At 65.7% G+C, this 25,056-nt stretch carries 25 protein-coding genes; 8 read left to right on the top strand and 17 right to left on the bottom strand.

The window, feature by feature from the left end:
* Nucleotides 1-46: 46 nt before the first annotated feature.
* From CH42_RS15650 to truB, 3 genes are all read right to left on the bottom strand, one after another.
* Complete coding sequence (locus tag CH42_RS15650) at nucleotides 47-361, bottom strand: WhiB family transcriptional regulator (RefSeq protein ID WP_075201299.1); 315 nt, start codon at nucleotides 359-361, stop codon at nucleotides 47-49.
* 168 nt (nucleotides 362-529) lie between these two features.
* On the bottom strand, nucleotides 530-886 hold the full coding sequence (locus tag CH42_RS15645) for a hypothetical protein (RefSeq protein ID WP_053354141.1): 357 nt from the start codon (nucleotides 884-886) through the stop codon (nucleotides 530-532).
* Nucleotides 883-1,842, bottom strand: coding sequence for a tRNA pseudouridine(55) synthase TruB (truB, locus tag CH42_RS15640; RefSeq protein ID WP_053354140.1), 960 nt, complete (start codon nucleotides 1,840-1,842; stop codon nucleotides 883-885). The genes CH42_RS15645 and truB overlap by 4 nt, the downstream gene beginning before the upstream one ends.
* Nucleotides 1,843-1,899: 57 nt before the next feature.
* Here truB and CH42_RS15635 point away from each other — a divergent pair, with 57 nt between their 5' ends.
* Entirely contained in the window at nucleotides 1,900-2,811 is a 912-nt protein-coding gene (locus tag CH42_RS15635; protein WP_053354139.1) for an A/G-specific adenine glycosylase, read from the top strand.
* A 19-nt stretch (nucleotides 2,812-2,830) separates the two neighbouring features.
* Here the strand turns inward: CH42_RS15635 and CH42_RS15630 are convergent, their stop codons facing one another.
* Together CH42_RS15630 and rbfA are read right to left on the bottom strand one after the other, a co-directional pair.
* On the bottom strand, nucleotides 2,831-3,856 hold the full coding sequence (locus CH42_RS15630) for a DUF4190 domain-containing protein (protein ID WP_156322620.1): 1,026 nt from the start codon (nucleotides 3,854-3,856) through the stop codon (nucleotides 2,831-2,833).
* A gap of 101 nt (nucleotides 3,857-3,957) precedes the next feature.
* A complete protein-coding gene (gene rbfA, locus CH42_RS15625) occupies nucleotides 3,958-4,392 on the bottom strand; it encodes a 30S ribosome-binding factor RbfA (protein ID WP_053354137.1) in 435 nt (144 codons plus the stop codon).
* Nucleotides 4,393-4,495: 103 nt separating this feature from the next.
* On the opposite strand from rbfA, the gene CH42_RS16260 reads away from it, so the two are divergent.
* The 3 genes from CH42_RS16260 to CH42_RS15610 all read left to right on the top strand — a co-directional run bounded on the left by CH42_RS16260 (nucleotide 4,496) and on the right by CH42_RS15610 (nucleotide 6,332).
* Nucleotides 4,496-5,344 (top strand): DUF805 domain-containing protein, encoded by an 849-nt coding sequence (locus tag CH42_RS16260; RefSeq protein ID WP_053354136.1) that lies wholly within the window; start codon nucleotides 4,496-4,498, stop codon nucleotides 5,342-5,344.
* Between the two features lie 126 nt (nucleotides 5,345-5,470).
* Nucleotides 5,471-5,911 carry a helix-turn-helix transcriptional regulator gene (locus tag CH42_RS15615; RefSeq protein ID WP_053354135.1) on the top strand — a complete coding sequence of 147 codons (441 nt, stop codon included), beginning with the start codon at nucleotides 5,471-5,473 and terminating at the stop codon, nucleotides 5,909-5,911.
* A 10-nt stretch (nucleotides 5,912-5,921) separates the two neighbouring features.
* Complete coding sequence (locus CH42_RS15610) at nucleotides 5,922-6,332, top strand: VOC family protein (protein ID WP_053354165.1); 411 nt, start codon at nucleotides 5,922-5,924, stop codon at nucleotides 6,330-6,332.
* A 106-nt stretch (nucleotides 6,333-6,438) separates the two neighbouring features.
* On the opposite strand, the gene infB is transcribed toward CH42_RS15610, so the two are convergent.
* The 9 genes from infB to CH42_RS15570 form a co-directional block, all read right to left on the bottom strand.
* Complete coding sequence (infB, locus tag CH42_RS15605; protein WP_053354134.1) at nucleotides 6,439-9,174, bottom strand: translation initiation factor IF-2; 2,736 nt, start codon at nucleotides 9,172-9,174, stop codon at nucleotides 6,439-6,441.
* Nucleotides 9,175-9,249: 75 nt separating this feature from the next.
* Complete coding sequence (locus tag CH42_RS16135) at nucleotides 9,250-9,507, bottom strand: YlxR family protein (protein WP_075201300.1); 258 nt, start codon at nucleotides 9,505-9,507, stop codon at nucleotides 9,250-9,252.
* 153 nt (nucleotides 9,508-9,660) lie between these two features.
* The gene (nusA, locus tag CH42_RS15600; RefSeq protein WP_053354133.1) at nucleotides 9,661-10,656 is read right to left on the bottom strand and encodes a transcription termination factor NusA; all 996 of its coding nucleotides are present in this window, start codon (nucleotides 10,654-10,656) and stop codon (nucleotides 9,661-9,663) included.
* 89 nt (nucleotides 10,657-10,745) lie between these two features.
* Nucleotides 10,746-11,225 (bottom strand): inner membrane protein YiaA, encoded by a 480-nt coding sequence (gene yiaA, locus CH42_RS15595; RefSeq protein WP_053354132.1) that lies wholly within the window; start codon nucleotides 11,223-11,225, stop codon nucleotides 10,746-10,748.
* 99 nt (nucleotides 11,226-11,324) lie between these two features.
* Nucleotides 11,325-11,948 carry a hypothetical protein gene (locus CH42_RS15590; protein ID WP_156322619.1) on the bottom strand — a complete coding sequence of 208 codons (624 nt, stop codon included), beginning with the start codon at nucleotides 11,946-11,948 and terminating at the stop codon, nucleotides 11,325-11,327.
* Nucleotides 11,948-14,020 (bottom strand): alpha/beta hydrolase, encoded by a 2,073-nt coding sequence (locus CH42_RS15585; RefSeq protein WP_053354130.1) that lies wholly within the window; start codon nucleotides 14,018-14,020, stop codon nucleotides 11,948-11,950. The genes CH42_RS15590 and CH42_RS15585 overlap by 1 nt, the downstream gene beginning before the upstream one ends.
* Nucleotides 14,017-14,325: a hypothetical protein gene (locus tag CH42_RS15580; protein WP_053354129.1), complete on the bottom strand. Its 309-nt coding sequence runs from the start codon at nucleotides 14,323-14,325 to the stop codon at nucleotides 14,017-14,019. The genes CH42_RS15585 and CH42_RS15580 overlap by 4 nt, the downstream gene beginning before the upstream one ends.
* A gap of 67 nt (nucleotides 14,326-14,392) precedes the next feature.
* Nucleotides 14,393-14,686 (bottom strand): WXG100 family type VII secretion target, encoded by a 294-nt coding sequence (locus tag CH42_RS15575; protein WP_053354128.1) that lies wholly within the window; start codon nucleotides 14,684-14,686, stop codon nucleotides 14,393-14,395.
* A gap of 214 nt (nucleotides 14,687-14,900) precedes the next feature.
* Entirely contained in the window at nucleotides 14,901-16,682 is a 1,782-nt protein-coding gene (locus CH42_RS15570) for a proline--tRNA ligase (RefSeq protein WP_053354127.1), read from the bottom strand.
* Nucleotides 16,683-16,736: 54 nt separating this feature from the next.
* On the opposite strand from CH42_RS15570, the gene CH42_RS15565 reads away from it, so the two are divergent.
* Entirely contained in the window at nucleotides 16,737-18,383 is a 1,647-nt protein-coding gene (locus tag CH42_RS15565) for a phospholipid carrier-dependent glycosyltransferase (protein ID WP_053354126.1), read from the top strand.
* 27 nt (nucleotides 18,384-18,410) lie between these two features.
* On the opposite strand, the gene CH42_RS15560 is transcribed toward CH42_RS15565, so the two are convergent.
* Both CH42_RS15560 and CH42_RS15555 read right to left on the bottom strand, forming a co-directional pair.
* Nucleotides 18,411-19,076: a LuxR C-terminal-related transcriptional regulator gene (locus tag CH42_RS15560; protein WP_053354125.1), complete on the bottom strand. Its 666-nt coding sequence runs from the start codon at nucleotides 19,074-19,076 to the stop codon at nucleotides 18,411-18,413.
* Entirely contained in the window at nucleotides 19,073-20,515 is a 1,443-nt protein-coding gene (locus tag CH42_RS15555) for an ATP-binding protein (protein WP_053354124.1), read from the bottom strand. Before CH42_RS15555 ends, CH42_RS15560 begins: the two co-directional genes overlap by 4 nt.
* A gap of 113 nt (nucleotides 20,516-20,628) precedes the next feature.
* On the opposite strand from CH42_RS15555, the gene CH42_RS15550 reads away from it, so the two are divergent.
* Nucleotides 20,629-22,359, top strand: a complete 1,731-nt coding sequence (locus CH42_RS15550) for a PspC domain-containing protein (protein ID WP_053354123.1) — start codon at nucleotides 20,629-20,631, stop codon at nucleotides 22,357-22,359.
* Nucleotides 22,356-22,787 carry a hypothetical protein gene (locus CH42_RS17050; protein WP_053354122.1) on the top strand — a complete coding sequence of 144 codons (432 nt, stop codon included), beginning with the start codon at nucleotides 22,356-22,358 and terminating at the stop codon, nucleotides 22,785-22,787. Before CH42_RS15550 ends, CH42_RS17050 begins: the two co-directional genes overlap by 4 nt.
* Before the next feature lie 31 nt (nucleotides 22,788-22,818).
* Here CH42_RS17050 and CH42_RS15540 read toward each other — a convergent pair whose 3' ends face one another.
* Nucleotides 22,819-24,330, bottom strand: a complete 1,512-nt coding sequence (locus CH42_RS15540; protein ID WP_053354121.1) for a sensor histidine kinase — start codon at nucleotides 24,328-24,330, stop codon at nucleotides 22,819-22,821.
* Between the two features lie 408 nt (nucleotides 24,331-24,738).
* Between CH42_RS15540 and CH42_RS17260 the strand changes: the two genes are divergently transcribed.
* The gene (locus tag CH42_RS17260) at nucleotides 24,739-25,056 is read left to right on the top strand and encodes an Rv3235 family protein (RefSeq protein WP_306455212.1); all 318 of its coding nucleotides are present in this window, start codon (nucleotides 24,739-24,741) and stop codon (nucleotides 25,054-25,056) included.

The following is a 25,056-nucleotide window of genomic DNA, read 5'->3' as shown; positions in this document are numbered from 1 at the left end:
GTTTAGGTGCGGAAATTGTGCGCACCGTGGAGCCATGCCGTGCGGGTCAGATCGCGTCGCGGCGCAGCTTGCGGCGCTCACGCTCGGAGAGGCCGCCCCAGATGCCGAAGCGCTCATCGTTCTCGAGCGCGTACTCCAGGCAATCCGAACGCACCTCGCAGCCCTCGCAAATGCGCTTGGCTTCTCGCGTCGAGCCGCCTTTCTCGGGGAAGAACGCCTCTGGGTCAGTCTGCGCGCACAGCGCGTCGGTCTGCCACGCGAGCGCTTCGTCGTCGCCCTCGCGACGAATGCCCGGGGTGCCGAGGAACACCGGATCAACAAACCAGTTGCCGGGCACCGGCGTGTGCGATGTGTCGCTCAACAGACCGTCCCTTCCTCGACGTCAGCGATGCGGGTTCGCGATCGCACTCCCATAATTACACCGTTGTGATTCGTTCAAGTCAAGCTGAGGATTTTAAACCCTCGACAATGCCTTGAGGGTGGTGGACACGCTGGCGTGTCGCAACTGTGCTCCGATGAGTCGGATGCGTCATCCCCAGATAACGAGCATGCGGTAGGTCATGACGGCGACGGAGAGGTGCACCACGGCAAGCACAAGATTGGCCCATCGCGTGCGATCCACAAGCGCCCAGAACCCGGCGCAGAGCGGCAGCAGCAGCGCCACGATCAAGTACATCCAGAACTCGAGCGGGTCGCCAACCGGAGAGTTGCCGACCGCCGGAGCGGCGATCGAGACCACGACCTGCGCCACGAGGAGCAGGGCGACGAGCAGTGTGGCGCCCATGGTGTAATCGTTTGGTGCGCGTTTGCGCAGCGTCTCCACGGAGCACAGGCCGGCTGCCAGCAGCGCGATGGCAATGATCGCGACGGCGAACCACAGGATCACTGCGCGGCCTCCTGCACGACCGGGAAGTTCGTAATCGCCCGCAAGCGCCCCCGCTTCACTTCGACCAGCCCCACCAGACGCTCTCCGGGGCCGACGGCCGCGACCAGCGGGGCATCGTGGTCAGTGCCGCCCTCGGCATCGATCACCACTTTCTTGCCGTTGCCGAGATCGACGGATTGCGACTCGGTGAGGTCGATGCGGGGAAACAGCGCCGTGGCGACCGACGTGGGGTGCAGCAGCGGGAGCGGCCCGCCATCCGCGAGCTCCGCCGCAGCTGCGGCGCCAGTTACGTCGAACGGTCCTACGTGCGTGCGGCGCAGCGCGGTGAGGTGACCGCCGACGTCGAGCAGTGCCCCCAGATCGCGTGCGAGCGCGCGAATGTAGGTGCCTGACGAGCAGCGCACGGTCGCGTCGATGTCGACGACCTCCGCACCTGACTCATCGGTCGTGCGCACCGGATCGCCGAGCTCGAAGGCGTACACGGTCACGGGCCGCTTCTTCAACTCGACCGTCTCACCCGAGCGCACGCGGTCGTACGCCCGACGGCCGTCGACCTTGATGGCGCTCACCGCGCTCGGCGCCTGCTCGATGTCGCCGGTCAACGTGGCCGCTGCGGCAATGATGCGCTCGCGCGTGACCGCTGCGATCTGTTCGGGGGTCGCCGCGCTAATGCGCTCGCCCTCGCGATCATCGGTCACGGTGGCCGAGCCGAGGCGAATCGTCGTGACGTACGTCTTCTCGAGGCCCACCAGGTGCGTGAGCAGTCGCGTCGACGGGCCGGCGCCCAGCACGAGCAGCCCGGTCGCCATCGGATCGAGGGTGCCGGCGTGCCCTACCTTGCGTGTACCCAACGCGCGACGCGACTTCGCGACCACGTCGTGACTCGTCCACCCCTCCGCCTTGTCGATGAGCAGAATGGCGCCCTGGGCGGGCAGCGGAGCGGGGTCGTTCGTCACCCTGACAGCCTACGCGGTCGCACCTCGCAGTCGGCCTGCGCGCCTACACTGGAGCCGATGAGCGCAGCAGACGGAACCGGTGGCCCGGCGGCATCGGCCCTCGCCGAAGCGTTGAACGCCTGGTACCTGCGTTCGGCTCGCGACCTGCCCTGGCGGGCGCCCGATCTCTCGGCCTGGGCGATCCTCGTATCTGAATTCATGCTGCAGCAGACGCAGGTCGACCGCGTGCTCCCCCGCTGGATGAATTGGATGGAGCGCTGGCCGACGCCGTCGGCTCTCGCCGCGGAAGAACCCGGAGAAGCGGTACGGGCGTGGGATCGCCTCGGCTACCCGCGCCGCGCGCTCTGGCTGCACCGCGCCGCAGTCGAAATCGCCGAGCGGCATGGCGATGTCGTGCCCAGCGATGTCGACGAGTTGCTCGCGCTCACCGGCGTCGGCCCCTATACGGCGCGCGCCGTCGCCGCATTCGCCTACGGCGAGCGACACCCCGTCGTCGACACGAATACCCGGCGCGTCATCGCGCGCGCCATCCACGGTCGCGCCGCCGCGGGAATGCCGGCGCCCGCCGATCTCACCGATATGGAGGCGTTGCTCCCCGAAGAGCGCGCGTCAGCTGCCGTCTTCAACGCTGCAGCGATGGAACTCGGCGCCGTCGTATGCACGGCTCGCGCACCGAAGTGCGACGCCTGCCCGATCGCTGCCTGGTGCGAATGGCGGGGTGCCGGCTACCCCGACAATGCTCCGCAGAAGCGCCCTAAACAGGCTGCCTTCGCCGGCAGCGACCGCCAGGTACGCGGCCGCATCATGGCGCTGCTGCGTCGGTCTTCCGAGGCAGTCACGCGCGAAAGTGCGCTCGCAGCTGCCGCCGACGGGGGCGTCCGCGATCCGGAACAGCCGCTTCGCGCCTACGACTCGCTCATCGCCGATGGCTTGATGGTCGAGTTCGCGGGGCGCGCGCGGCTGCCGTAGCGACTACTCGCGCTCGTCGTCAGAAAGCGATGTAATTTCCGTTGTCGTAAAGCAGGAAACTCTCCGCGGCTTCCGGAACTACGTATGCGGTGTATCCGGTGAATGTACTGCCTGGATAGAGCGTCGGTCCATCCATCATTGAGGGCATTCCGTCACCGTAGATGAGAAACTCGTCGTTGTAACGGTTGCCTTCCGACGTCGCGAGGTACAAGTCATAATTCGCGGTAGAGGGCTCAATTCCGTCTTCATCGATTCCCGTCATCGTCAATTCAACGACGACGTATTTGAATCCAGCGGGTGCGGTTGGATTGAACATGTTCCATTCAGAAAGCAGCGCCCCAGCGTTGGCGTCAACGATGCGACCCGTGAGCTGGTACTTATCTCCACCGAACAACCCCTGAGCAACGTATGGCTGCGGGTACGGTGAGCCGATCTTGCCGAGATTTTTCGCGGCTTCTTCAGCCGCCTTCTTGTCAGCAGCGGCCTGCTTTTCTGCAGCCTTCTTGGCAGCTTCCGCTTCCTTCTTGGCTTTCTGAGCAGCGGCATCCGCCGCCTTCTTTTCAGCCGCGGCTTTCTTCTCCGCTGATTTCTTGTCGTCAGCGGCTTTCTTCTCTGCAGACTTCTTTTCGTCCGATGCTTTCTTCTCTGCGGCCGCCTGCTTATCTGCGGCGACCTGAGCAGCATCCTTCGCCTGCTCTTTCTCCTGACTCGCCGCGGCAAGCGCTGCGGCCTCAGAACTTGGGCGAGGTGAGCCGAGCGCTGCAGAGAACGCGATCGTCATGACGAGCGCGGGAATGATTGCTGCTCCACCAAGGATCAGCCCAGTGAGGCTGAGTCCTTTCGGCTGACGCTTCACCATCGCAAATATTCCGAGCGCAATAGCTCCGATAGCGAGAAGCAACCCGAAGTACGGGATCAGTCCTAGCAAGAACGCGACGATGCCCAGCACCAACGCCAGCACCCCAATGGTCTTCGAAGGGACCGGGGCTTGGGCGTGGGGGAATGACGGGTAAGCGCCGGGATCGGAAGGATGCGGAGAGGTCATCCCAGGATTTTTTCAGATTCAGACACCGTACGAATATGAAATTCGACGGTTTTCACCCGATGATTAACCCGTTTTCGCTTCGCGCGCGACTGCCGTAGCGACTACTCGCGCTCGTCGTCCTCACGCGGCTTTACGTACGGATCGGCCTCGCCCGCATACTGCGCACCCGATGCCAGTGCCGCCGACTCCTCGTCGCGACGCTTCGCCTCGGCGAGCAAGTCGTTGAGGTGCTGAGCACTCTCGGGCAGCTCATCGTGGATGAACTCGAGCGTCGGAGTCAACCGCGTGCCAAGCTGCTTGCCCACTTCCGTGCGCAGCATGCCGGTCGCCGCTTTCAGCGCGGCCGCCGTATCCGTCTGCTCCTGCTCATCGCCGTACACGGTGTAGAAAATGCTCGCATGCTGCAAATCGCCCGTCACGCGAACGTCGGTGATCGTGACAAAGCCGAGGCGCGGATCGCGCAGCCCCTTTTCGAGGCGCCGCGCGATGATCTGCTGGATGCGCTCGGCGACTTTACCCGCCCGTGGATTACTCATGCGCCCAGCCTACCGCTGACACTTTCCGAGATCGTGCTGACACTTCCCTCTACGATAGAGAGCAGTCGGAACGTACGCGACCGTCGCTTGAGGAGGCGCTTTCATGACTTATCCGCCCAACCCTGAGAACCCCGGAGCTCCCGAGGAGCAGCCGGTACCGGGCTCGGAGTCCACGCCGGATCCCGCGGCGCCCCAGCCGCCGGCCGCTCCGCAGTGGGAGTCGCCCGCACAGCAGACGCCGCCGACCTTCGAGCCGCCGCAGTACGGAGCTCCCCAGTACGAGGCACCGCAGTACGGTGCACCTCAGTATGGCGCCCCGCAGCAGCCGCCGCCCCCGTACGCGCCCCCGGCCGCTTCGCTGTACCCGAACCAGCCACAGCCCCAGTACGCGTCGGCCCCGGCCTACGCCGCGGGCGTCACGGGAGTGCCCGGGCCCGGCGAACCGTTCAACGGTGCGGTCGACCCCGAAGATCTCCTTCGCCCGCTCTACGGCGCGACCTTCGGTCAGTCGGTGCGCCGCTTCTTCAAGAACTACGCCAACTTCTCGGGCCGCGCTTCGCGCAGCGAGTACTGGTGGATCGCACTGTTCTCGTTCCTGGTGAGCCTCATTCCGCTGGTGCTCTACATCATCGGCATCGTCATGCTGGCGAGCGCGAGCGCAACGTCGTCCTACTACGATGACGACTTCGGCAGCGGGTACGGATCGGCAACGGCCGCACCTGCCGCGGGTGTCGGCATCGGCCTGGTCATCATCGGCGCGATCTTGCTGCTCGTCATCGGCCTCGCAACGCTCGTGCCGGGTCTCGCCATCTCGTGGCGACGATTCCACGACGCCAACTTCGCCGGGCCGTTCTACTTCTTGTCGTTCATTCCCTACCTGGGCGGCCTGGTCGTTCTCGTCTTCATGTGCCTGCCCCCCAGCCCCCTCGGGCGACGCTTCGACCGCGTCTGAGCGCGGCAGCACCGGCTGGGGCCCGCACTTCTTCTTCGAGGAGGTGCGGGCCCCAGTCGTTTCCGGGTTGCGGTCAGCCGCAGATTGCACGCGCGGTCGGAGGCGCCAGGTCGATACAGTGAGGGCATGGATCCCGACCGCGCCGAGCAGCGCCTCCGTGATCTGGAACGCATGCGCCGAGTGCGCGACCGTATCGACCGCGACTATGCAGCGCCGCTCGATGTCGGCTCGCTGGCCGCTGACATCGGATACTCGGCGGGTCACCTGAGTCGCGAGTTTCGCGCCGCGTACGGCGAGTCACCCTACAGCTATCTGATGACGCGGCGCATCGAGCGGGCGATGACACTGCTGCGGCGGCGTGATCTCAGCGTCACGGAGGTCTGCTTCGCCGTCGGCTACGGTTCGCTCGGGACGTTCACGACCCGCTTCACCGAGCTCGTCGGGGTATCGCCCGGCCGGTATCGGCGCGACGGCGCCGCTCCCCTGACCGGCCTTCCGGGTATCGTCACCCTGCGAGTCACTAAACCGGTCAGGAATCGAGAAGTTCCCCCGAGCTCGCCTGACTAGCGTGATGTTCATGAAGATCAACATTCACGTCACGTTCCTCCCCCACCTCGACCCCGATGCCTCAGCCGCGTTCTACCGCGATGTGCTGGGCTTCGAGATCCGCAATGATGTCGGCTACGAGCAGATGCGTTGGATCACCGTTGGGCACCCGGCCCAACCCGACACGTCGATCGTACTGACTCCGCCCGCCGTCGATCCGGGGCTCACCGACGCCGAGCGACAGACGATCAACGAGCTCATCGCAAAGGGCTCGTACGCTTCGGTCGTGTTCGCGACCGACGATCTCGACGGGCTGTTCGAGCGCGTCGAAGCGTCAACAGTCGAGGTGTTGCAGGAGCCGATGGAGCAGGATTGGGGCACGCGCGACTTCGCGTTCCGTGACCCGGCCGGCAATACGGTGCGCGTGCAGCAGCTCGGCTGATGCCGCGGTGCGGCTCGGACCGCACCATTCGCCGTGGTACGCCAGAGGGCGGGCAGGATCACCATTCCGTGATCCTGCCCGCCCTCTGGCGTGGAGTGGCCAGCGACTAGTCGCGCGGCTTCTCGACCATTTCGGTGGTCTCGATCTCATCGCCGATCTGGATGTCGTTGAACTTGCCGAGACCGATACCGGCCTCGAAGTCCGTCTTCACCTCGGTGACGTCGTCCTTGAAGCGACGCAGCGATTCGATGGCGAGGCCATCGGCGATGACGACACCCTCGCGGATGACGCGCGCCTTGGCGTTGCGGGTGATCGTACCGCTGCGCACGATGACACCAGCGATGTTGCCGAACTTCGAGGAGCGGAACACCTCGCGAATTTCGGCGACGCCCGACTGGACCTCTTCGTACTCCGGCTTGAGCATGCCCTTGAGCGAGCTCTCAATGTCATCCAGCGCGTTGTAGATGACGTTGTAGAACCGGATGTCGATGCCTTCGCGAGCAGCACGCTCGCGGGCCTTGACGTCGGGGCGCACGTTGAAGCCGATGACAATCGCGTTGTCGATCGTGGCAAGATCCACGTCCGACTCCGTGATCGCGCCGACGCCGCGGTGCAGAATGCGCAGCTGCACCGAGTCGTCGACCTCGATCTTCATGAGCGATTCCTCGAGTGCCTCAACGGCACCCGACACGTCACCCTTGATGATGAGGTTGAGTGACTCGACCTTGCCGTCTTCAAGCGCCTTCGTGAACTCTTCGAGGCTGATGCGCTTGCGGGCCTTCGCCAGCATGGCGTTGCGCTCGGCGGCTTCACGCTTCTCAGCGATCTGACGCGCCGTACGATCCTCGGAAGTGACGATGAAGTTGTCACCCGCGCGCGGAACGCTCGAGAGACCCTGCACCTGCACCGGGCGCGAAGGCAGCGCCTCGGCGACCGCTTCACCGTTCTCGTCGGTCATCGCCCGAACACGGCCGTAAGCGGTGCCAGCGACGATCGCGTCACCGACGCGCAGCGTACCCGACTGGATGAGCACGGTGGCCACCGAGCCACGACCCTTGTCGAGCTTCGCTTCGATGGCGACACCGCGGGCGTCCTTGTCAGGATTCGCGCGGAGGTCGAGACCGGCGTCAGCGGTGAGCAGCACTGCGTCGAGCAGGTCGTTGATGCCGACGTTGTTCTTCGCCGAGACATCGACGAACATGATGTCGCCGCCCCATTCTTCGGAGACGAGACCGAACTCGGTGAGCTGCTGACGCACCTTCTCCGGGTTCGCGCCTTCCTTGTCGATCTTGTTGACCGCGACAACGATCGGCACGTTCGCCGACTGTGCGTGGTTCAACGCCTCGATCGTCTGGGGCATGATGCCGTCGTCTGCAGCGACCACGAGGATCGCGATGTCGGTGACCTGCGCACCACGAGCACGCATGGCGGTGAACGCCTCGTGACCCGGGGTATCGATGAAGGTCAGCGCGCGTTCGCGGCCGTCGTGCTGGGTGTGCACCTGGTACGCACCGATGTGCTGCGTGATGCCGCCGGCCTCGCCGCCGCCCACGTCTGCCTTGCGGATCGCGTCGAGCAGTCGAGTCTTACCGTGATCGACGTGGCCCATGACCGTGACCACCGGAGGACGGGGCAGCAGAACGTCGTCGCCCTCTTCCTCGAGTTCGGCTTCGATATCGATGTCGAAGCCTTCAAGCAGCTCGCGATCCTCGTCTTCAGGCGAGACGACCTGGATCTTGTAGCCGAGCTCGTCGCCGAGAATCTCGAACGTGGCCTCATCAAGCGACTCGGTCGCCGTCGCCATCTCACCCAGGTGGAAGAGGATGGTGATGAGGTTCGAGGCGCTGGTGTCGATCTTGTCGGCGAAGTCCGAGAGAGATGCGCCACGACGCAGGCGGATCGGGGTCGATCCGTTGCCGCGAGGTACGCTCACGCCGCCCAGCGACGGCGCCTCCCGCATTTCGAACTCTTGCCGCTTCGCCCGCTTCGACTTGCGTGCCTTGCTCTTGGAGCCGCCACGACCGAACGCGCCTGCGGTGCCTGCACCGCGGCCACCACGGCCACGGCCGGCGAATCCACCTGCCGGGCGAGGTGCACCGAAGCCACCTGCACCGGGTGCGCCACCGCCGCCACCGGGACGGTTGAAGCCACCGCCGCCACCGGGACGGTTGCCGCCGCCGCCGGGTCGGCCACCACCGGGACGACCGCCACCGGCTGCGCCACCCTGGGGGCGCGCTGCGGGGCGAGGAATGTTGCCCGGGTTGGGGCGGCCTGCCCCGCCCCCGGGACGACCCATGCCCTGGCTGGGAGCGAACGGGTTGTTGCCCGGACGCGGCGGGCGGGGAATGCCCATGCCCTGGCTCGAGGCGAACGGGTTGTTACCCGGACGCGGGCCGGCGGGCTTCGGAGCACCGGGCTTCGCACCCGAGTTGCCGTCAGCAGAGGCACCGGCGTTGCCGCCGGGCTTCGCCGAAGCAGGCTTCGGAGCGCCGGGCTTGGAAGCGCTGGACTTGGAAGCACTGGGCTTCTTGTCGGCGGCTGGAGCTGCGGCGGGTGCCTCAGCTGCAGGCGCGGCAGGCTCTGCCTGGGGCGCCGGCTTGGGGCCGGGCTTGGGTGCAGCGCCGGGCTTCTTCGGCGCAGGCTTGGGTGCGGCGGCGCTGTCGCTCTGCGACTGCGTCACGCCGTCGGCAGCGAGTGCTGCCTTGACTTTGCGCGCCACCGGGGGCGCGATGCTTGACGAGGACGCCTTGACGAACTCGCCCATATCTTTGAGCTTGGCCAGAACGACCTTGCTATCGACACCGATCTCCGCAGCGATCTCGTGTACGCGTGGGTTTGCCACTTTTCTCCTGTCTGGGTTCACGCCAGACAGGCGAGAACCATTGATTAGCGGACGGGCTTCATCGTGAGCCGCTCATTAGTTGTCCATGAGTGTTTTCAGCCTGTTCTCTAAAGGGCTTGCATCGAGCTTCCCCGATGCTCGCAGCGCTCGAGGGAACACCCCTCGGGTCACTGCGCGGTTCACACATTCGAGTGTGGGATGTACCCACGCTCCTCGCCCGGGAAGCACCGCGCGATCATCGACGTCGAGTCGATTTTCGTGTGCGACCACCCTGAGCAAGTCTGTGCGCGAGGCGCGTTGACGACACGCGACACAGGTCCGAACCGCATCCATCTTACCAGCTTCCGCATTTCAGCACGCCCGGCGGTGCCCCACCTCTCAGGTGGGGCACCGCCGGGATGAGTAGTGTGCCGCGAAGGTATCGCGGCGTCATGACGCACTCCCCAATCAGCACTGTGCTTCGACGAGAGTGCGCGAGCGCCTCAGTTAGTCGTTCATGATCGAATCCGGCTGGATGTCGATCTTCGCGCCCGTGAGCTTGGCGGCGAGTCGAGCGTTCTGACCCTCCTTGCCGATGGCGAGCGACAGCTGGAAATCGGGAACGAGCGCGCGCACCTGCTTGAGCGATTCGTTCAGCATGAAGACGTCGGTGACCTTGGCCGGAGACAGCGCGTTGGCGACGAAGGCGGGCAGTTCGGGCGCGTAGTCGACGATGTCGATCTTCTCTTCACCGAGTTCGCCCATCACGGCACGGACTCGGCTGCCGAGTTCTCCGATGCAGGTGCCCTTGGCGTTGATGCCTGCCTGCTTCGCGCGAACCGCGACCTTGGTACGGTGGCCGGCTTCACGAGCGAGTGAAACGATTTCGACGAGGCCTTCGGCCAATTCGGGCACTTCCCGTTCGAAGAGCTTGCGCACCAGGCCGGGGTGTGTGCGCGACACAATAACCTGCGGCCCCTTGGTGCCCTTGGAGACGCTCGTCACGTAGACGCGCAGTCGGGTGCCGTGCGCATAGTTCTCACCGGGCACCTGCTCTTCAGGGGGCAGAATCGCTTCCAGTTCACCGAGGTCGATGTGCACCATGCGCGGGTTCGGCCCCTGCTGCACGACGCCGGAGACAATCTGTCCTTCTTTGTCTTTGAAGGTGCCGAGCACGGCATCATCGCTGAGATCGCGGAGGCGCTGGTTGATGACCTGCTTGGCTGCGCTCGATGCGACGCGACCGAATTCGTCGGTCGTCACATAGGCTTCGCCGATGACCACTCCGTCGGCGTCAAGCTCAGGGATGAGCACGGAGATCTCACCCGTCTTGCGGTCGAGGGTCACTCGCACGTCGCTTTCGCGGGGCACGGGGAGCTTCTGGTTTTCCGCGTGACGCAAGTAGGCCGACTGGATCGCTTGTTCGATGATCTGAATCAGTTCGTCGAAGGGGATCTCTTTTTCACGTTCGATCTGTCGCAGTGTGACGAGTTCGATCTTCACGGGGCCTCCTGGGTATTGAGATGTCTATTCAGATATGGCCCGCGTTGGCGGGCGAATCACTAGGGTAACGCACTCCGGAGTGAGCCGCGTCAGCTATTGAGGTACGCGCGCAGCGGGCCTTCATCGCCGCGTTCTACCAAAGGCTCGTCTTCAGGGTGGTCGGCTTTGAACTGCGCGAGGTCGCGCACGTTCTTCTGCACGGCGACGGATGCGAACAGGCTCATGGCGAATCCGATTCCGTAGAACCCTTTCTCGCTCAAGATGAGACTCTCCGCGTTCCACAGCCCGATGGCGAGGAGCGAGAGCGAGATCACCACGGCGAACCACGCGATGCCGTAGTAGAGGTTGGTGACGGGAATGCCGTCGGTGCGATCGCGAACGGTTTTCTGGAGGGAGACCGCCGCGAACAGCCCGAACATGAGCAGGGCGAAGTAGTAGCCCTTCTCGTTGAGCTCCATGTGCGAGTTGACGAGGCCGATAAGATAGGTGCCCACGCCGAGAAGGAGCGCTACCCACGAAGCTCCGATGAATGCGGGGGTCGGCTTGTTGGTTCGCTGTGCGTCAGACATGGTGTGCCTTTCTTTCGTCGTACGGGGAAGCGTAGAAGTACCCGCATGCGGATTCGCGAATCTTGACGGCGTCTGCGCCCCTGTCGCAGAGCAGCCACCTCACTCCGTCGTGGCACTTTCATCCCCGGTCGAAGCCTCGTCATCACTCGTCTGCTCGTCTGAATGCTTTCGATGCACGAGTGAACGATGCACGGAACACGGAGAGATGACCTCAACGGACATGCGGTTCTCATTCACCGAGAATCCGAGCAGCGCACCGTCGTCTCGGTCGGCTCGAAACTCCGGTTCCGCCTCAGACGGCGTCGAGCGAACATCGCTCACCGTCCACCCATTCGCTTCCCAGTGCGCCCGCACCTTGGCTGCGGCCAGAAGTGGGTCTGGAGCCGTGCTGTTCTGGAGCCCTTCAACTATCCGCCTCATCGAATCACCGCAGTACTGTGGCGTCCATACGCCGATCATGCTCTGCATATCGGCGTCGCGCTCGAAGCGCCATTCAAAATCGGGCTCGTAAAGATCCATCCACCCGCGTTCCACGCCGCTCGCGCGCACCACGTCGTCGAATTGATCCGCAACCCAAAGCTGTGATTCTTCGCGCGTCATGATTGAAATCGGGTCTCCATTACTAACAATTGGTCGTTCTGACATGCAGCTGGTGACGCCGATTCCGATCACACCGACGGCGGCAACGAATGCGACTCGCGTTGCAAAACGCCCCTTGCTCATCACGTGACCTCGCAGTCCACTCGTCGCGGCAGTCTGACTTCCCCATGGAACATGGGCACTTCGACACAGGCCGATTCGCTTCGGGTCAGCGAGCGCATGAGCTGGTCGCTGACGTGGCCGGTACTGATCTCTGCCACGTTCGCGAGCGACTCCGTTTGCAGGTCCATATATCCGTGATCTCGTGATGCAGAAACGCCGAAGAACCCACGGCGGTCTCCGCTGCCAATCGTCGAGTGCCCATCCGTTGGCAACAGGTTTCGTTTCTCATCCCCCTCGGAAGAAAAGGAGAGCGCCCCGTCGTACACCGGACTCGCCGTGTGGACCGGGAGCAGCCACGGCGCCCGAGCGTCGGGGTTCGGTTGACCGCGCCCCGCAAGCCCCGCGCCAGCCGGCGCAAGTTCATCTTGGGATGCGTGCGTCGTATAGATTGCGCGCTGACCTGGGGTGATCTCCTGAACGTTGAGGTCGTCAAGCGTGCGCACGGTTGCGGTGTCGAGGCCCGCCGAACCGAGCATGATGAACGAGTCGACCGGATACTTCACCAGAGTGAGCGCTATCGAACTCACGGTGGTGCCGTACGAGTGAGCGACCACAGAGATCACGGGCATGCCGCTCCCCTGGGTGACACGGGCATCGGGCATACCATCGAGTTCCAACGCGAGGCGTGCCGCCCCCTGCCGCGCAACCTCGGGGAGCAGCACCTGAAACGTGTCCACGCCATCTGGCGTATCGTATCCGAGCCACGCGACGACTGCGCGAGGCGCGTCTCCGCCCAGTTCCTCACCCTGCTTGCGATACAGATTTCGACTCGACTGGTCCCAGCTCTCCAGGGCCATCGACGCGTCGCTGTTCATCCCGGGCACTTCCCACGTTGCAACGTCGGCCGTGTCGAGATCGCCATACCCGACGGCCGCCCGGGGCACCGATGTCGACATGTCGAACGCCACCATCTGAATGGGAGGGCGGGCAGACCCGCGATCCTTGATCTGTTCCGCCTCGTCATCGAGAATCCGGCTGACATCTGCCACGAGCCGAAGCTGGTCGGGCGAGAGCATCGACGAATGCTCTCGGTAGAACTCGACGAGTTTCCGGTTTGTCGCATCGCGAACACCATAGGGAAGTCCCGGAAGATTCCCGATCACCCACGGCACCTCAGCGATCAGCCGATTCTTGTCGGCCTCGCTCATCGCCGCCCAGCGCTGCGCGACGTCAGCTGAGTTCGCTGGCGCATCCCAGATCAACGACCCCGACTCCGTGCCCAGAAGCTGCGCAAGCAACGGATGCGCCGTGCGCACAGCAGCTTCGGTTGCGGCAACACCCCGATACTCTCCGGCTACCGCAGCAGAGATCGCGTCGATCTGCCTGCTGCTGCCCGCGCCTCCAACACTGATGAGCTGACCGAGAGTTGTGGCTCCCAGCGCACCGGCGAAAGATTTCTCGATTGCCGACCGTTCTTCGATGAGATCGCGCCAGCGACGCGCAGCGTCTCGAATGCTCTCGATCGATGATCGCCACTCCGCCGCCGCCAACAACCACTGCTGGGCGTACATACTCGACAAGCTTTGCACCGCGGCCTCCCGTTGATCGGCGCTCAGCGCGTCTGCGTTCGGTCCGAGAACCGGCGTCGGCATCGCACCGGGCGCCCCTTCATCCCACGCATACCGTGCCGAGATGCGAATCGCCGACGCGATGTCGCCGATGTCGTGAGCGCAGCGTCGAATAGTATCCAGGCTTTCGGCCACGGTCGAACGAACGCCACGGGCAGCTGAGTGAATACGGTCGATCTCAGATGCGTAGGTCGAGCACGCACGGCGACCATGCTCCGCGCTCTCGCGCATCGCGTTCGAGCCGGGGATCAAGCGGCCCGCGAGCTTCGCGCTCAACTGGTCGAGAGACTTGCTCTGGGCGGTTGACAGTGCGACGTGCGCTTGCCGAACGCTGAGTCCATAACGGTTCGCGCCATCGGCGATCGCCGAGGCATACCTGCCCAGCGCGGCCGCTTCTTCGGGCGCACCGACGATCGGAGTGCCGTCGAGCACGGCGTCTGGGCCGGTGGGAACGAAGATCGTCAACGCGCACCCCCACTCAGTGCGAACCCAGTGCCGAGAGCGCTCGCAACCTGCGCGTCAAGGGCCGAAGCATCGCGCATGAGCACCGAGATCTGATCCGTCGCGGTGCGACCGGCATCGGCGAGGGCGAGCATTCCGGTCCGCATTCCCTGCGCGAATGCGCGAACGTCGTTGCCGATTCCAGAGAGACTCTCGAACTCGAACGTGGGGACACCCGTGCTCTGCGCACGCGCAACGTGCGCCGCGGCGACCAGAAATGTTCCGGCCGAACTCAATTGGTCGTCAGAGATGGTAAATCGGTCAGCCAAGCCAACCCCCTCCTTCCAGAGGCAGAGGGGGTGACGGGTGCACGCACCCGCCACCCGGAATGGCTGGCTAGTTGATCTTCGCAGCGATCTGCGAATCGAGATCGCGCATCGCGCTCGCGGTCTGCGTCAGAAACGATTGAATCTCAGTGAGTTTCTGCACGACGGTGTTCGCGCTCGCCGTGTACTCCGTGTAGGCGCCATTGAATTTGCCCGAAGCCTGGTCCGTGACGAAGCCCGACGATACGAGCGTGTTGATGTGCGACTGCATTGCACGCAGTTTCTCGGTGATGTCGTCGCGCCCGGCACCGAGCTGCGATGCCGCCTGCTCGATCTCGGCGTAGGAGACGGTGATGTTGGCCATACGGGGTTCCCTTCGTCAAGCGATCCCCCCGGCTCGCGTGCTGATCTGTGCGTGACGCCCTCAACAGATGGGGCGTGGAAGTTCACGCTACGCGTCGGGCTTAGTCGAGAACGACGATTCCGCAGCATTGTGGATAACTCGCCGAATCGGATATCGGATACACACGCAAAATGGGGGCATCGCCATCGGCGACACCCCCATTTCTGCGCAGGGATTACAGCCCGAACAGCGCCGGTACGTCGGCGAGCGCGACCTTCTCCTTCGTGCCTGCGGCACGATCCCAGACCTCGGCGAACCCGTCCGTTGCATCGCGCCCGACCACGACAACGCGAGGAACGCCGAGCAGCTCGGCGTCGCCGAACTTCACGCCCGGTGACACCTTGGGACGGTCATCGAAGATGACCTCGACGCCGGCACTGTCGAGTGTCGCTGTGAGCGACTCAGCGATCTCGTACACCGCTGCATCTTTGCCCGTCGCGACCACGTGCACGTCGAACGGCGCCACTGCAGCCGGCCAAATCAAGCCACGGTCGTCGTGGTGCAGCTCCGCGAGAATCGCCATGATGCGGGTGACGCCGATCCCGTACGATCCCATGGTCACCGTGACCAGCTTGCCGTTCTCATCGAGCACCTTGAGCCCAAGCGCCTCCGCGTACTTGCGCCCCAGCTGGAAGATGTGGCCGATCTCCATACCGCGAGCGGTCTCGATCGGGCCAGAGCCATCGGGAGCCGGGTCACCGTCGCGCACATTGGCGATCTCGACAACGCCGTCGGCGTGAAAATCTCGGCCGAACACGAGGTGCGCCGCGTGCTTCTGGTCAACGTTCGCACCGGTCACCCACGCGGTGCCTGCCACCAACCGGGGGTCGACCAAGAACCGCAGCCCGGTCGAGCTCTCGGAGCCCAGCATGGCGGTGACATCGCCTGAGTCGCTGACCAGCGCGGGCCCGATGTACCCCTTGACCAGCGCAGGGAGCTTCGCGAGATCCGCAGCCGTTGCGGGCTCGACGTCGGCACCGGCGAAGGCAACCTCGGCGCGCTTCATGTCGGCGTCGCGGTCGCCGGGGATACCGACGACGACGATCTCGCGTTCGCCGCCCACCGGCGTGACCGCCAGCACCAGGCACTTCAGCGTGTCTGCCGCGGTCCAGGCACGTCCGTCTTCGCGGGGCAGCGCCTCGTTGGTGTGCGCGACGAGTGTTTCGATCGTCGGGGTGTTCGGTGAATCGAAGACCAGAGCGGCCGGCTGCCCCTCGATCGGCAGTGCCTCAGGTGCCGGCGTGCGGTAGGCCTCGACGTTCGCCGCATAGCCCCCGGCCGAGCGCACGAAGGTGTCTTCACCGATCGGAGTCGGCAGCAGGAACTCCTCGCTACGCGACCCGCCCATTGCGCCGGCGTCGGCCGAGACAATGGCGTACTCGAGACCAAGCCGCGAGAAGATGCGCTCGTAGGCATTGCGCTGGGCTTCGTAGCTGGCGTCGAGACCGGCGTCGGTCGCGTCGAAGGAATACGCATCCTTCATCGTGAACTCGCGGCCGCGCAGCAGGCCCGCGCGGGGCCGCGCTTCGTCGCGGTACTTGTCTTGGATCTGGAAGATCGTCAGCGGCAGGTCCTTGTACGACGACACGATGTCTTTCACGAGGTTCGTGAAGACTTCTTCGTGCGTCGGTGCGAGCAGGTAGTCGGCGCCGTGGCGATCCTGCAGACGGAAGAGTGCGTCGCCATACTCGTCCCAGCGACCGCTGGCCTCGTAGGGTTCGCGCGGCAGGAGCGCCGGGAAGTGTACCTCGTGCGCGCCCGCGGCAGCCATCTCTTCACGGATGATCTGCTCAAGCTTGCCCTTGACCCGCAGGCCCAGGGGCAGCCAGGCGAAGACACCCGGAGCCTGTCGACGAATGTAGCCCGCGCGCACGAGCAGCTTGTGGCTGGCCACCTCGGCGTCGGCGGGATCTTCACGGAGGGTCTTCAGGAAGTAGGAGCTGAGCCGCGTAATCACCCCACCATCGTATCCCGCGCATCCCGTGTCGGTGGTGCGCCGTAGTCTGGTGCCGTGACGCGATCCCGCTGGTTCCGATGGCTCGCACCGCTCCTGGTGCTCGCGGTCGCGGCCGCCCTCAGGTTCTGGGCGCTCGGGCGACCGGGCACGCTCGTCTTCGATGAGCTGTATTACGTGCGCGATGCGATCAGTCAGTTGGCGCACGGGTACCCGACGGTGTGGCCCGATGACGAGCCCGATATGAGCGGTGCACGAGCGACCGCGTTTCTTGCAGACCCGTCGAATGCCGTGCATCCGCCGCTCGGCAAATGGCTGATCGGGTTCGGCATTCTCGTCTTCGGCCCGGGCAACGGGTGGGGCTGGCGCAGCGCCGTCGCGCTCGCCGGGGTGCTTACGGTGGCGGTGACGATGCGATTGGGGTGGCGGATCACCCGGCGTCTCTCGATCGCCTGCACCGCGGGTCTGCTCCTCGCGATCGACGGCGTGCACGTGGTGCTGACACGCGTCGGCCTACTCGATGGGTTCTTGGCCTTGGCGATCGCCGTCGGCGCACTCTGTACCTGGCGCGACATCGAGCAGACGGCCGCGCGAGGGGCGACCGTGTTGCGCGCGCGGCCGGGCGAGCACACGGCGCGGTTCGTGCTGCCGATCATGTGGCGTCGGCCCTGGCTCCTCGCGGCCGCTGCAGCGTTCGGCGCTGCAGCGGCCATCAAGTGGTCGGGCCTCTATCCGCTCGCGGCGTTCCTAATCTTCATCACCGTGCGCGATCTTGTCTTACGGCTGCGTGCCATTCGTCGCGAACGCGGAGTAGAGATCCGGTCGACCACGCGGGCGCTCGCTGGTGCAGCGATGCAATCCGGCGCCACTGCGGTGATTGCGCTCCCGACGGCGGTGCTCGTCTACCTGACCTGTTGGATCGGCTGGATCGTCACTCCGGGTGGATGGGGGCGCGGCTTCGGAGCGTCATGGCCCGAAGCACTGCTGAAGTACCACGCCGACATGCTGGCCTGGCACAGCACCTTGAGCGCCGAGCACCCCTACGCCGCGAATCCGTTGACCTGGCCGCTCGCGCTGCGACCGACCGGCATGTATGAATCGCATTGGGGCCGTGCAGAAGGCTGCCCGTGGTCGGGGTGCGTCGCCGCGGTCACCCCAATTCCGAACGCCCTGGTGACGTGGGGAGGGGTCGTCGCGCTGATTGCGCTCGTAGGCGTCGTCGTGCACCGCCTGCGGCGCGGGCCAGACCCCGTGACGACCGTGTCTGCGTTCATCGTCGTCGGGTATCTCTCGGGGTGGTTGCCCTGGGTGCTCACTGTGTCGCGCTCGGCGGTGTTCCAGTTCTATGCAGTCGTGCTGACGCCGTTTTCGGCCCTGGCACTCGCGCTTGCCCTCGCGCTCCTCTGCCGAATTGCCATACGACCCGCACTGCCTGACGCCGTCGATGCAACGCACGCCGAGGCGCAGTCGCTCGAGCGCCTCTCACCGACCGGGCCCATCGCCTTGGGGCCGCATGCGGTCGCTGCACCCGAATCTCAGCGCGCGCTCACTGCACCCGAGACCGTACTCGGCATCAGACTCGCCACGGGGCTCTTCCTCGTCGTCGCCGTCGCGGTGTCGCTGCTCTACTTCCCACTCTGGTCAGGAGCCCCGATCGCCGAGTGGTTCTGGCGGGCGCATCTCTGGCTCCCAGGCTGGGACTGAACGGCACTTCGAGGCGACTCGCTGCGGTCAGAGCAGGCGCCGCTGCAGCGCCCATGCAGTGAGTTCGTGACGGTTCGACAGCTGCAGCTTGCGCAGCACGTTCGACACGTGGGTCTCAACCGTTTTCACCGAAAGAAACAGCTCGGCGGCGACCTCCTTGTACGCGTAGCCCCGAGCGATCATGCGCATGACCTCCTGCTCGCGAGCGGAGAGCCGGTCGAGCTCGTCGTCTTGGGCCGCGGTCTCTCCGCCGCCCGCACCGAATGCGTCGAGCACGAAGCCCGCAAGGCGGGGCGAGAACACGGCGTCGCCACCGTGCACCCGCACGACCGCTGCCGTCACCTCGGCTCCCGAAGCGGTCTTGGTCAAGTAGCCGCGTGCTCCAGCCCGGATGACGCTGACGACGTCATCGGCGGCATCAGACACGCTGAGCGCGAGCACACGCGGTGCGGCGTTCGACATCCGTGCGGCGAGCTGCTGCAGCACTTCGGCCCCGCCTCCGCCAGCACCGCCCGGCAGGTGCACATCGAGCAGCACCACGTCGGGCGTCGAACCCACGATGACGTCGATGGCCGCATCGACAGTTGCCGCCTCGGCCACCACTTCGAGCTCGGTGCCGAGTTCGGCCCGAAGCCCCGTGCGAAAGATCTGGTGGTCGTCGACGATGACAACGCGGATGGGCTCGTGGGTCATCGGGGCTCCTCTGCAGGTGCCGGATCGCCCGGCGTTTCGGCGGATGCGTGCTCGTTCGACGCGCTCGCCCTCGGCATCTCCAGGCGCACCGACGTGCCCCCGCCGGGGCCCGGAACGATGCGCGCCTGTCCGTCGGCGCGCACCATGCGGCCGACGATCGATTCGCGCACGCCCATGCGGCCTTCGGGCAGCGCTTCGAGGTCGAGACCGGGACCGCGGTCGGTCACATCGATGGCCACGCGATCCTGCGTCACTTCGATGTAGACCGTCACCTCGCCGCCGGCATGCCGGGCGGCGTTGAGCATTGCCTCTCGGGCCGCGGCCACGATGGGCCCGGGAGCGATGAACCCCTGCCCGGTGCCGACGGCCACAACGTCGAAGCGCACCGCGTGCTCGGCTTCGAGCGCAGCCGCGTGTGCACGCAGTTCGGTGTCGACCGCAGCAAGCTGCGGTTCGGCCCCGCCGTCCGCACCTCGGAACAGCCATTCGCGCAGCTCACGTTCCTGGCCGCGGGCGATGCGTGCGATTTCGCTCCCCGGCTCCGACCGCTGTTGAATGAGTGCCAGGGTCTGCAGCACGGAATCGTGCAGGTGAGCCGCGATATCCGACCGCTCGGCTTCTCGTGCGCGGGCCGCTCGCTCGGCGATGAGTTCGCGGTTGAGTCGTAGCAGCCAGGGCGCTGCGGCGAGCGCGACGCCGGCCAGCACCGCGAAAGCCGCACCGATCACGGTCCATGCATTGGGTTCACGGGCGGTCACGAAGAACATGAGTACCCCGACCGCCACGAGAGCCAATGCGCCGAGTGCCCGTGGAACGGGGTTGCGGTCGGGGCGGTCGCGATCCGCGATCTGCCACCAGGTGAGCCCGACACCGACGAGTACGGCGAGCGCCGGCAGCAGCACATCGAGCCGCAGATGCACGCCGGCCCGGTCGAGCACCAGGCCGGTGCCGGCAACGAGCAAGCAGGCTCCGAGCAGCAGTTCGGCGATGGGCCAGCGGCCCCGGCGTGCGGCGGACTCGTCAGGCGAGTCGGAGTGTTCGGGGCGCGCTGATACGCCCGTCGCGCGCCTTGCTGTGTGCTCCGGAGCGTCGACGACCTTGGAGACCGCAGGCGCTGTCGGTGCTCCTGTCATGGAAGGCACGACAACTGCCGCTGAAGCCGGCGCATTCGGTGCCGCCGGCGTTGACACCGCAGGCTTCGACGCCGCAGGCCGCGTGAGTGCCCGTTTGAGCGGCACGATGCCCTCGGTCTCGCCTGAGCGCGGCACGGTCAACCAGAGCCAGAGGTAGAAGAGTGCCCCTGCTCCGCCGAGCAGAGTGAGCGCGAGCAAGCCGATCCTCACGGTCTGCGACGGCAACCCGAGGTGCGCGCCCAGCCCGCCGCAGACGCCCGCGAGTACGCGATCGTCTGCGGAGCGAATGAGCGGGGCTGCGGCCATGTCTCCATCCAATCAGGTCAGGGGCGCACTCGGGGAGCAGGCGGGGCATGATCAGGGTCAGGTCAGGGTGAACCCCGATGGCTGGCAGCCTGCGACTCGGTCACACTCGAAACATGACTACTGAACCGAATGCAGAACGCCCCGAGGGGCCGCCCCCCGGGCAGGGCTTCTTCGACTGGCTGCGAGGACTCGATGTCACCCGCGGCCCCGATCGTTGGCTGGCGGGTGTCGCCGGCGGCGTCGCCGAACGGCTGAAGCTCGACCCGATCATCGTGCGCGGCGTGTTCGTCGTGCTCGCGCTGCTGGGCGGACCCGGCATCTTGATCTACCTCATCGGCTGGCTGCTGCTGCCGGATACCGACGGTCGCATCCATGTGGAGCAGATCATCCGGGGGCGAGCATCGGCCGGGATGATCACCGCCGCCGTAATTCTCACGGCGCTCGTCATCATTCCGGCATTCTTCGGACTCTTCATTCCCGGAGCATCGTTCCCCGGCTTCAGCGTGTGGAACTGGGACGTGTGGGGGGTGCTCGGCATTCCCGGATGGCTGACCGCCACCTTCGCTTGGTTGTGCTGGATCGCCATATTCGTGCTCGGCTTCATCTGGTTGCGGCGCGTGCTGTTGCAGCGCGGCCGTGCTGAGAGCGAGCGAGCGGCGGCGGCCGGCTCCCCGGAGCCCGCGCCTGATCGCCCCGCGACTTTTGGTGACGCGAGCTTCGGCGACGCGAGCGGGAGTCCTACCGCTCCCGGTGCCGCAGACGCCTCTGCGGCGAGCGCCCAGAGTTTCTCGGATCGCGCCGAAGCCTTCGCGAACCGCACCGCGGATTCCGCGGAGCGCGCTGGCCGCGAGGCTGCCGATTGGGGGCATCGCGCCGGGGAGGCCGCCACTCAATGGAGTCGTGACGTCGGTAAGCAGGCGGATGAGTGGAGTGCACGGTACGCCGACCACCATGACGCGCATCGCCTCGGGGCCGCACACGCGGTGATCACGCTCGCACTCGCCCTCCTCGCCGGTGGACTCGCGGCGCTTTGGGTCTCGGGCATCCCCGCGTCGAGCATTCCCTTTGCGGGGGTCGCACCCGCAGCACTCGTCACCGCGATCATTGCCGCACTCGCCGTGCTGGCGTGCTCACTCATCGTGGCCGGTGTGCGTGGACGTCACACGGGGTGGGTCGGTTTCCTCTCGGCCTGCGGCGTCGTAGCGCTGCTCATCACAGTCGTGCTGCCCTGGGGCACACGGTTCCAGCCCTTCGGCAATATGCACGTCGACGCCGGCGGCGCACCGGGCGCGGCACTGCTCGCCGGGAACGTCACGGTCGATCTCACAGATCTTGGGGACGCCGGCCGAGAGGATGGCCTCGAGGTCTGGATGGTGGCCGGCCGAACGACCATCGCGCTCCCGGAGTCGGAGCCCACCATCGTGCACGTGCGCATGCTCGCGGGGCGAGTCGACGAAACTGACCGCACCGACCTCGACGGTGCAGGCCAGCGCATGACGGCGGGCCCCTTCATCTGGCGGGAGATCCGCTCGCATGTCGGTTCCGGTGAGGCATCATCGGCACACGTCGTCACCGTGACGCTGCTCGCCGGGAGCGTGGAATTCAGCGGAGGTGGCGACGGTGGCGACAGCAGCGGCGCCGACACCGATCGTCAATTAACGGAAGACCGGAGCGATCGTGACGAGCTGGCCGACCGAGCTGCTGCACTGCAACAGGATCTCGATGAGGTGAACTGGCGACTTGACGAGCCGAACATCGACCGCGCCGACCGCCGCGACCTCATCGCGCAACGCGATGACCTTGACGAGCAGATCAACGCACTCGAGATGGAGATGAACCAATGAACGAGAACACTCCGGCCTCGGGCGATGCCGAGCCGACCGTGCCGCTCACTCCCCCGACGCCCGAACCAGTACCAACGCCCAAGCCCACACCCACGGCAGAGTCGGCCCCGACTCCCGCGGAACCGACCTCTGGGCCGACCCCGGCAACGGCAACTGCCGCGCCCGCCGCACCGTCACCGAGTCGTCATCACGGAGACCGCAGTCGGTCGCTGCGGTCTCCGGGCCCGCGCACCGGCCCCATTGTGTGGGGTGCGCTGATCCTCGTCTTCTGCGGATACATCGCGCAGCAGGTCTTCGGTCTCGGGGGCATGGATCCCACGGTTTGGATCACCGCCACCGTCATCGGGCTCGGCGTACTGCTGCTCGGGGTCGGCGTTGCCGTGCTCGTGCGCAACCGTCGGTTGGATCGCCGCCGACCTTCCCGTTAGCGCACAGCGTCTGCGACACAGCCCGCAGACACTACGCCTGAACGCGCGGGATCTCACGCGTTTGCGTTGAGATCCAATGCAGCGGCACCTGAATCGCCACTCGGGTGCCGCCGCCGGCGTCAGGGCCCCAGGTGATGCTGCCGCCGAGTTCGCCCTCGACGAGCGTGCGCACAATCTGCGTTCCGAGCCCGTCGCCGACGGTGCCACCGGGCAGACCGGTTCCCGTGTCGATGACCTCGACGCTCAAGCGCTCGTCGGTACGGTCCGCATGAATGTAGACCTCGCCTTCGCGCCCTGCGAGGCCGTGTTCGACGGCATTCGTCACGATCTCCGTGAGCGCGAGCGCGAGCGGCGTCGCGTACTCAGAGGGCAACTCACCGAACTGCCCCTCCCTGTGCGGATGCACCGTGGTGTTGTGCAGACTCGCCACCTCGGCGGCGAGTCCGAGCACCCGGTCGAAGACCTTGTCGAAGTCGACAATCTGATCAAGACCCGACGAGAGCGTGTCGTGCACCACGGCGATCGCGGCGACACGGCGCATCGCCTGGCCGAGCACCTGCTTGGCTTCCTCGCTGCGGGCGCGACGCGCCTGCACGCGGAGCAGGGACGCGACCGTCTGCAGGTTGTTCTTCACCCGATGGTGAATCTCACGGATCGTCGCATCCTTGGTGATCAGCTCCTGCGCCTGTTGCCGCAGCTTGGTCACATCACGGGTGAGCACGACGCCCCCCACGCGCACACCATCGCGGAAGACCGGGATCGAGCGCAGCGTAATGGTGTGGCCGCGGGCATCGACTTCGACGCGCTTCGCGATCTTGCCCTGCGCGATCAGCGGCAAAGACTCGTTGGTGTCGAACTGCCCCTTCACCACATCGGCGAGCACTTCGCTGAAGTTCTCCCCTTCGATCTCGTCGCGGTAGCCGAGCGACGAGAACGTGGTCTGGGTGTTCGGGCTCGCGAACGTGGCCATTCCTTCGAGGTCGACGCGCACCAGCCCGTCGGAGGCGCGAGGGGCACCCTGCTCGCCGCCGCGCGAACTGCCCGGCACCGGAAAGAGCCCCTGCTGAATCATTCCGAGGAGATCTGCGGCTACTTCGCGGAAGGCCGCGCCGATGCGCGATGCCGTCTGCGTGTCGGCAACGCTGGTGTGCACGGTGATCACGGCAAACGGCCCGTGCTCGGCGCCATCACCGTCACGACGACTCACCGTATAGGCGGCGAGCCGCATCGGGCTCTCTTCGTACCACGCGGGCGACGTCGAGATCACTGGAGCGTTGCTCGACATCGCCTCATCGACGAGCTCGCGCCAGTCGGCGCGCAACAGGTCGCCGATGACATCTCGGTAGAAGAGCGTCACTGAGCCGGCCGGGCGGCTGTGGGCGATGGCGAGATAGTTCTCGTCATTGGTGGGAACCCAGAGAACGACGTCGCTCAGTGCGAGGTCGGCAAGGAGTTGCAGGTCAAGTGTCAGACGCTCAAGCCATTCGATCTCCTCTTCGTCGAGGGATGAATACTTCGTCGCGAGATTACGCAGTGTAGCCACGCGTCAAGCCTAGAGCACGGTTGCTCGGAGGCCGGCCGGACCTCACCACGATGCACGAACACACCGTACTCATACGCTCTGATCTTTTTTGGCACTTGACGCATCCGAGCACACATTCTCTAATCTGGAGCGCACATTAGAAAATCAGACACTGCAGGGCTGCATGGGGGCGCTACAGCAGCGAAGTCTGAACCACGACCGAAGGAGCCCCCATGCCAGCCACTGCACGTTCGCGCGCATTCGACGACCCGCTCGAGTCGGTACTCGCACCACCGTCGAGGCCCGCGGCGCCCCGACATCTGCAGGCCGTACCCGCACCTACGCCCGCAGCGACGCCGAGCGCGACCCGCACGCGGCGAGCCTCGCAACCGGTAGCATCTCTGCCACTGAGGCTCCCGTCGCAGCCAGATCAGGCCCCCGAGGCACCGCCCGCGGCGATCGTGCAGAAACTCGCACTGTTCGCATTCGAAATCCTGGAAGGAATGCGATCAGCCAGTCAGATCGCAACGTGGATCACGCCGGGCGCTTCGAGCCGAGCGCGAGTGCATCACTCGAGATCGGCGGCGCCGCGTGGCGGTACCTGGTCCGGCGCACCTGTGCCGGCCGCTGCCTCTGGTGATCGAAGCGTCAGTCGTGCTGCATCTCGATTCCCGCTCGACCGTGGTGGCGCTGCGCTTCGAACATCGCGAGGATCGCTGGCGCGCAACCGACATCACCGTGCTGTGA

The organism is Leucobacter musarum subsp. musarum, assembly GCF_001273845.1.
Classification (GTDB): Bacteria; Actinomycetota; Actinomycetes; order Actinomycetales; family Microbacteriaceae; genus Leucobacter; species Leucobacter musarum.
This window is presented reverse-complemented; position numbering and strand designations above follow the sequence as displayed.

Bases quoted from the DNA above. Each gene is read 5' to 3' on its own strand.
- CH42_RS15555 (WP_053354124.1), bottom strand. From the start codon at position 20,515: ATGGCCGCAGCCCCGCTCATTCGCTCCGCAGACGATCGCGTACTCGCG.
- CH42_RS15615 (WP_053354135.1), top strand. From the start codon at position 5,471: ATGGATCCCGACCGCGCCGAGCAGCGCCTCCGTGATCTGGAACGCATG.
- CH42_RS15635 (WP_053354139.1), top strand. From the start codon at position 1,900: ATGAGCGCAGCAGACGGAACCGGTGGCCCGGCGGCATCGGCCCTCGCC.
- CH42_RS15550 (WP_053354123.1), top strand. From the start codon at position 20,629: ATGACTACTGAACCGAATGCAGAACGCCCCGAGGGGCCGCCCCCCGGG.
- CH42_RS16135 (WP_075201300.1), bottom strand. From the start codon at position 9,507: ATGGATGCGGTTCGGACCTGTGTCGCGTGTCGTCAACGCGCCTCGCGC.
- rbfA (WP_053354137.1), bottom strand. From the start codon at position 4,392: ATGAGTAATCCACGGGCGGGTAAAGTCGCCGAGCGCATCCAGCAGATC.
- CH42_RS15560 (WP_053354125.1), bottom strand. From the start codon at position 19,076: ATGACCCACGAGCCCATCCGCGTTGTCATCGTCGACGACCACCAGATC.
- CH42_RS15575 (WP_053354128.1), bottom strand. From the start codon at position 14,686: ATGGCCAACATCACCGTCTCCTACGCCGAGATCGAGCAGGCGGCATCG.
- yiaA (WP_053354132.1), bottom strand. From the start codon at position 11,225: ATGTCTGACGCACAGCGAACCAACAAGCCGACCCCCGCATTCATCGGA.
- CH42_RS15610 (WP_053354165.1), top strand. From the start codon at position 5,922: ATGAAGATCAACATTCACGTCACGTTCCTCCCCCACCTCGACCCCGAT.
- CH42_RS15590 (WP_156322619.1), bottom strand. From the start codon at position 11,948: ATGAGCAAGGGGCGTTTTGCAACGCGAGTCGCATTCGTTGCCGCCGTC.
- CH42_RS16260 (WP_053354136.1), top strand. From the start codon at position 4,496: ATGACTTATCCGCCCAACCCTGAGAACCCCGGAGCTCCCGAGGAGCAG.
- CH42_RS15630 (WP_156322620.1), bottom strand. From the start codon at position 3,856: ATGACCTCTCCGCATCCTTCCGATCCCGGCGCTTACCCGTCATTCCCC.
- CH42_RS17050 (WP_053354122.1), top strand. From the start codon at position 22,356: ATGAACGAGAACACTCCGGCCTCGGGCGATGCCGAGCCGACCGTGCCG.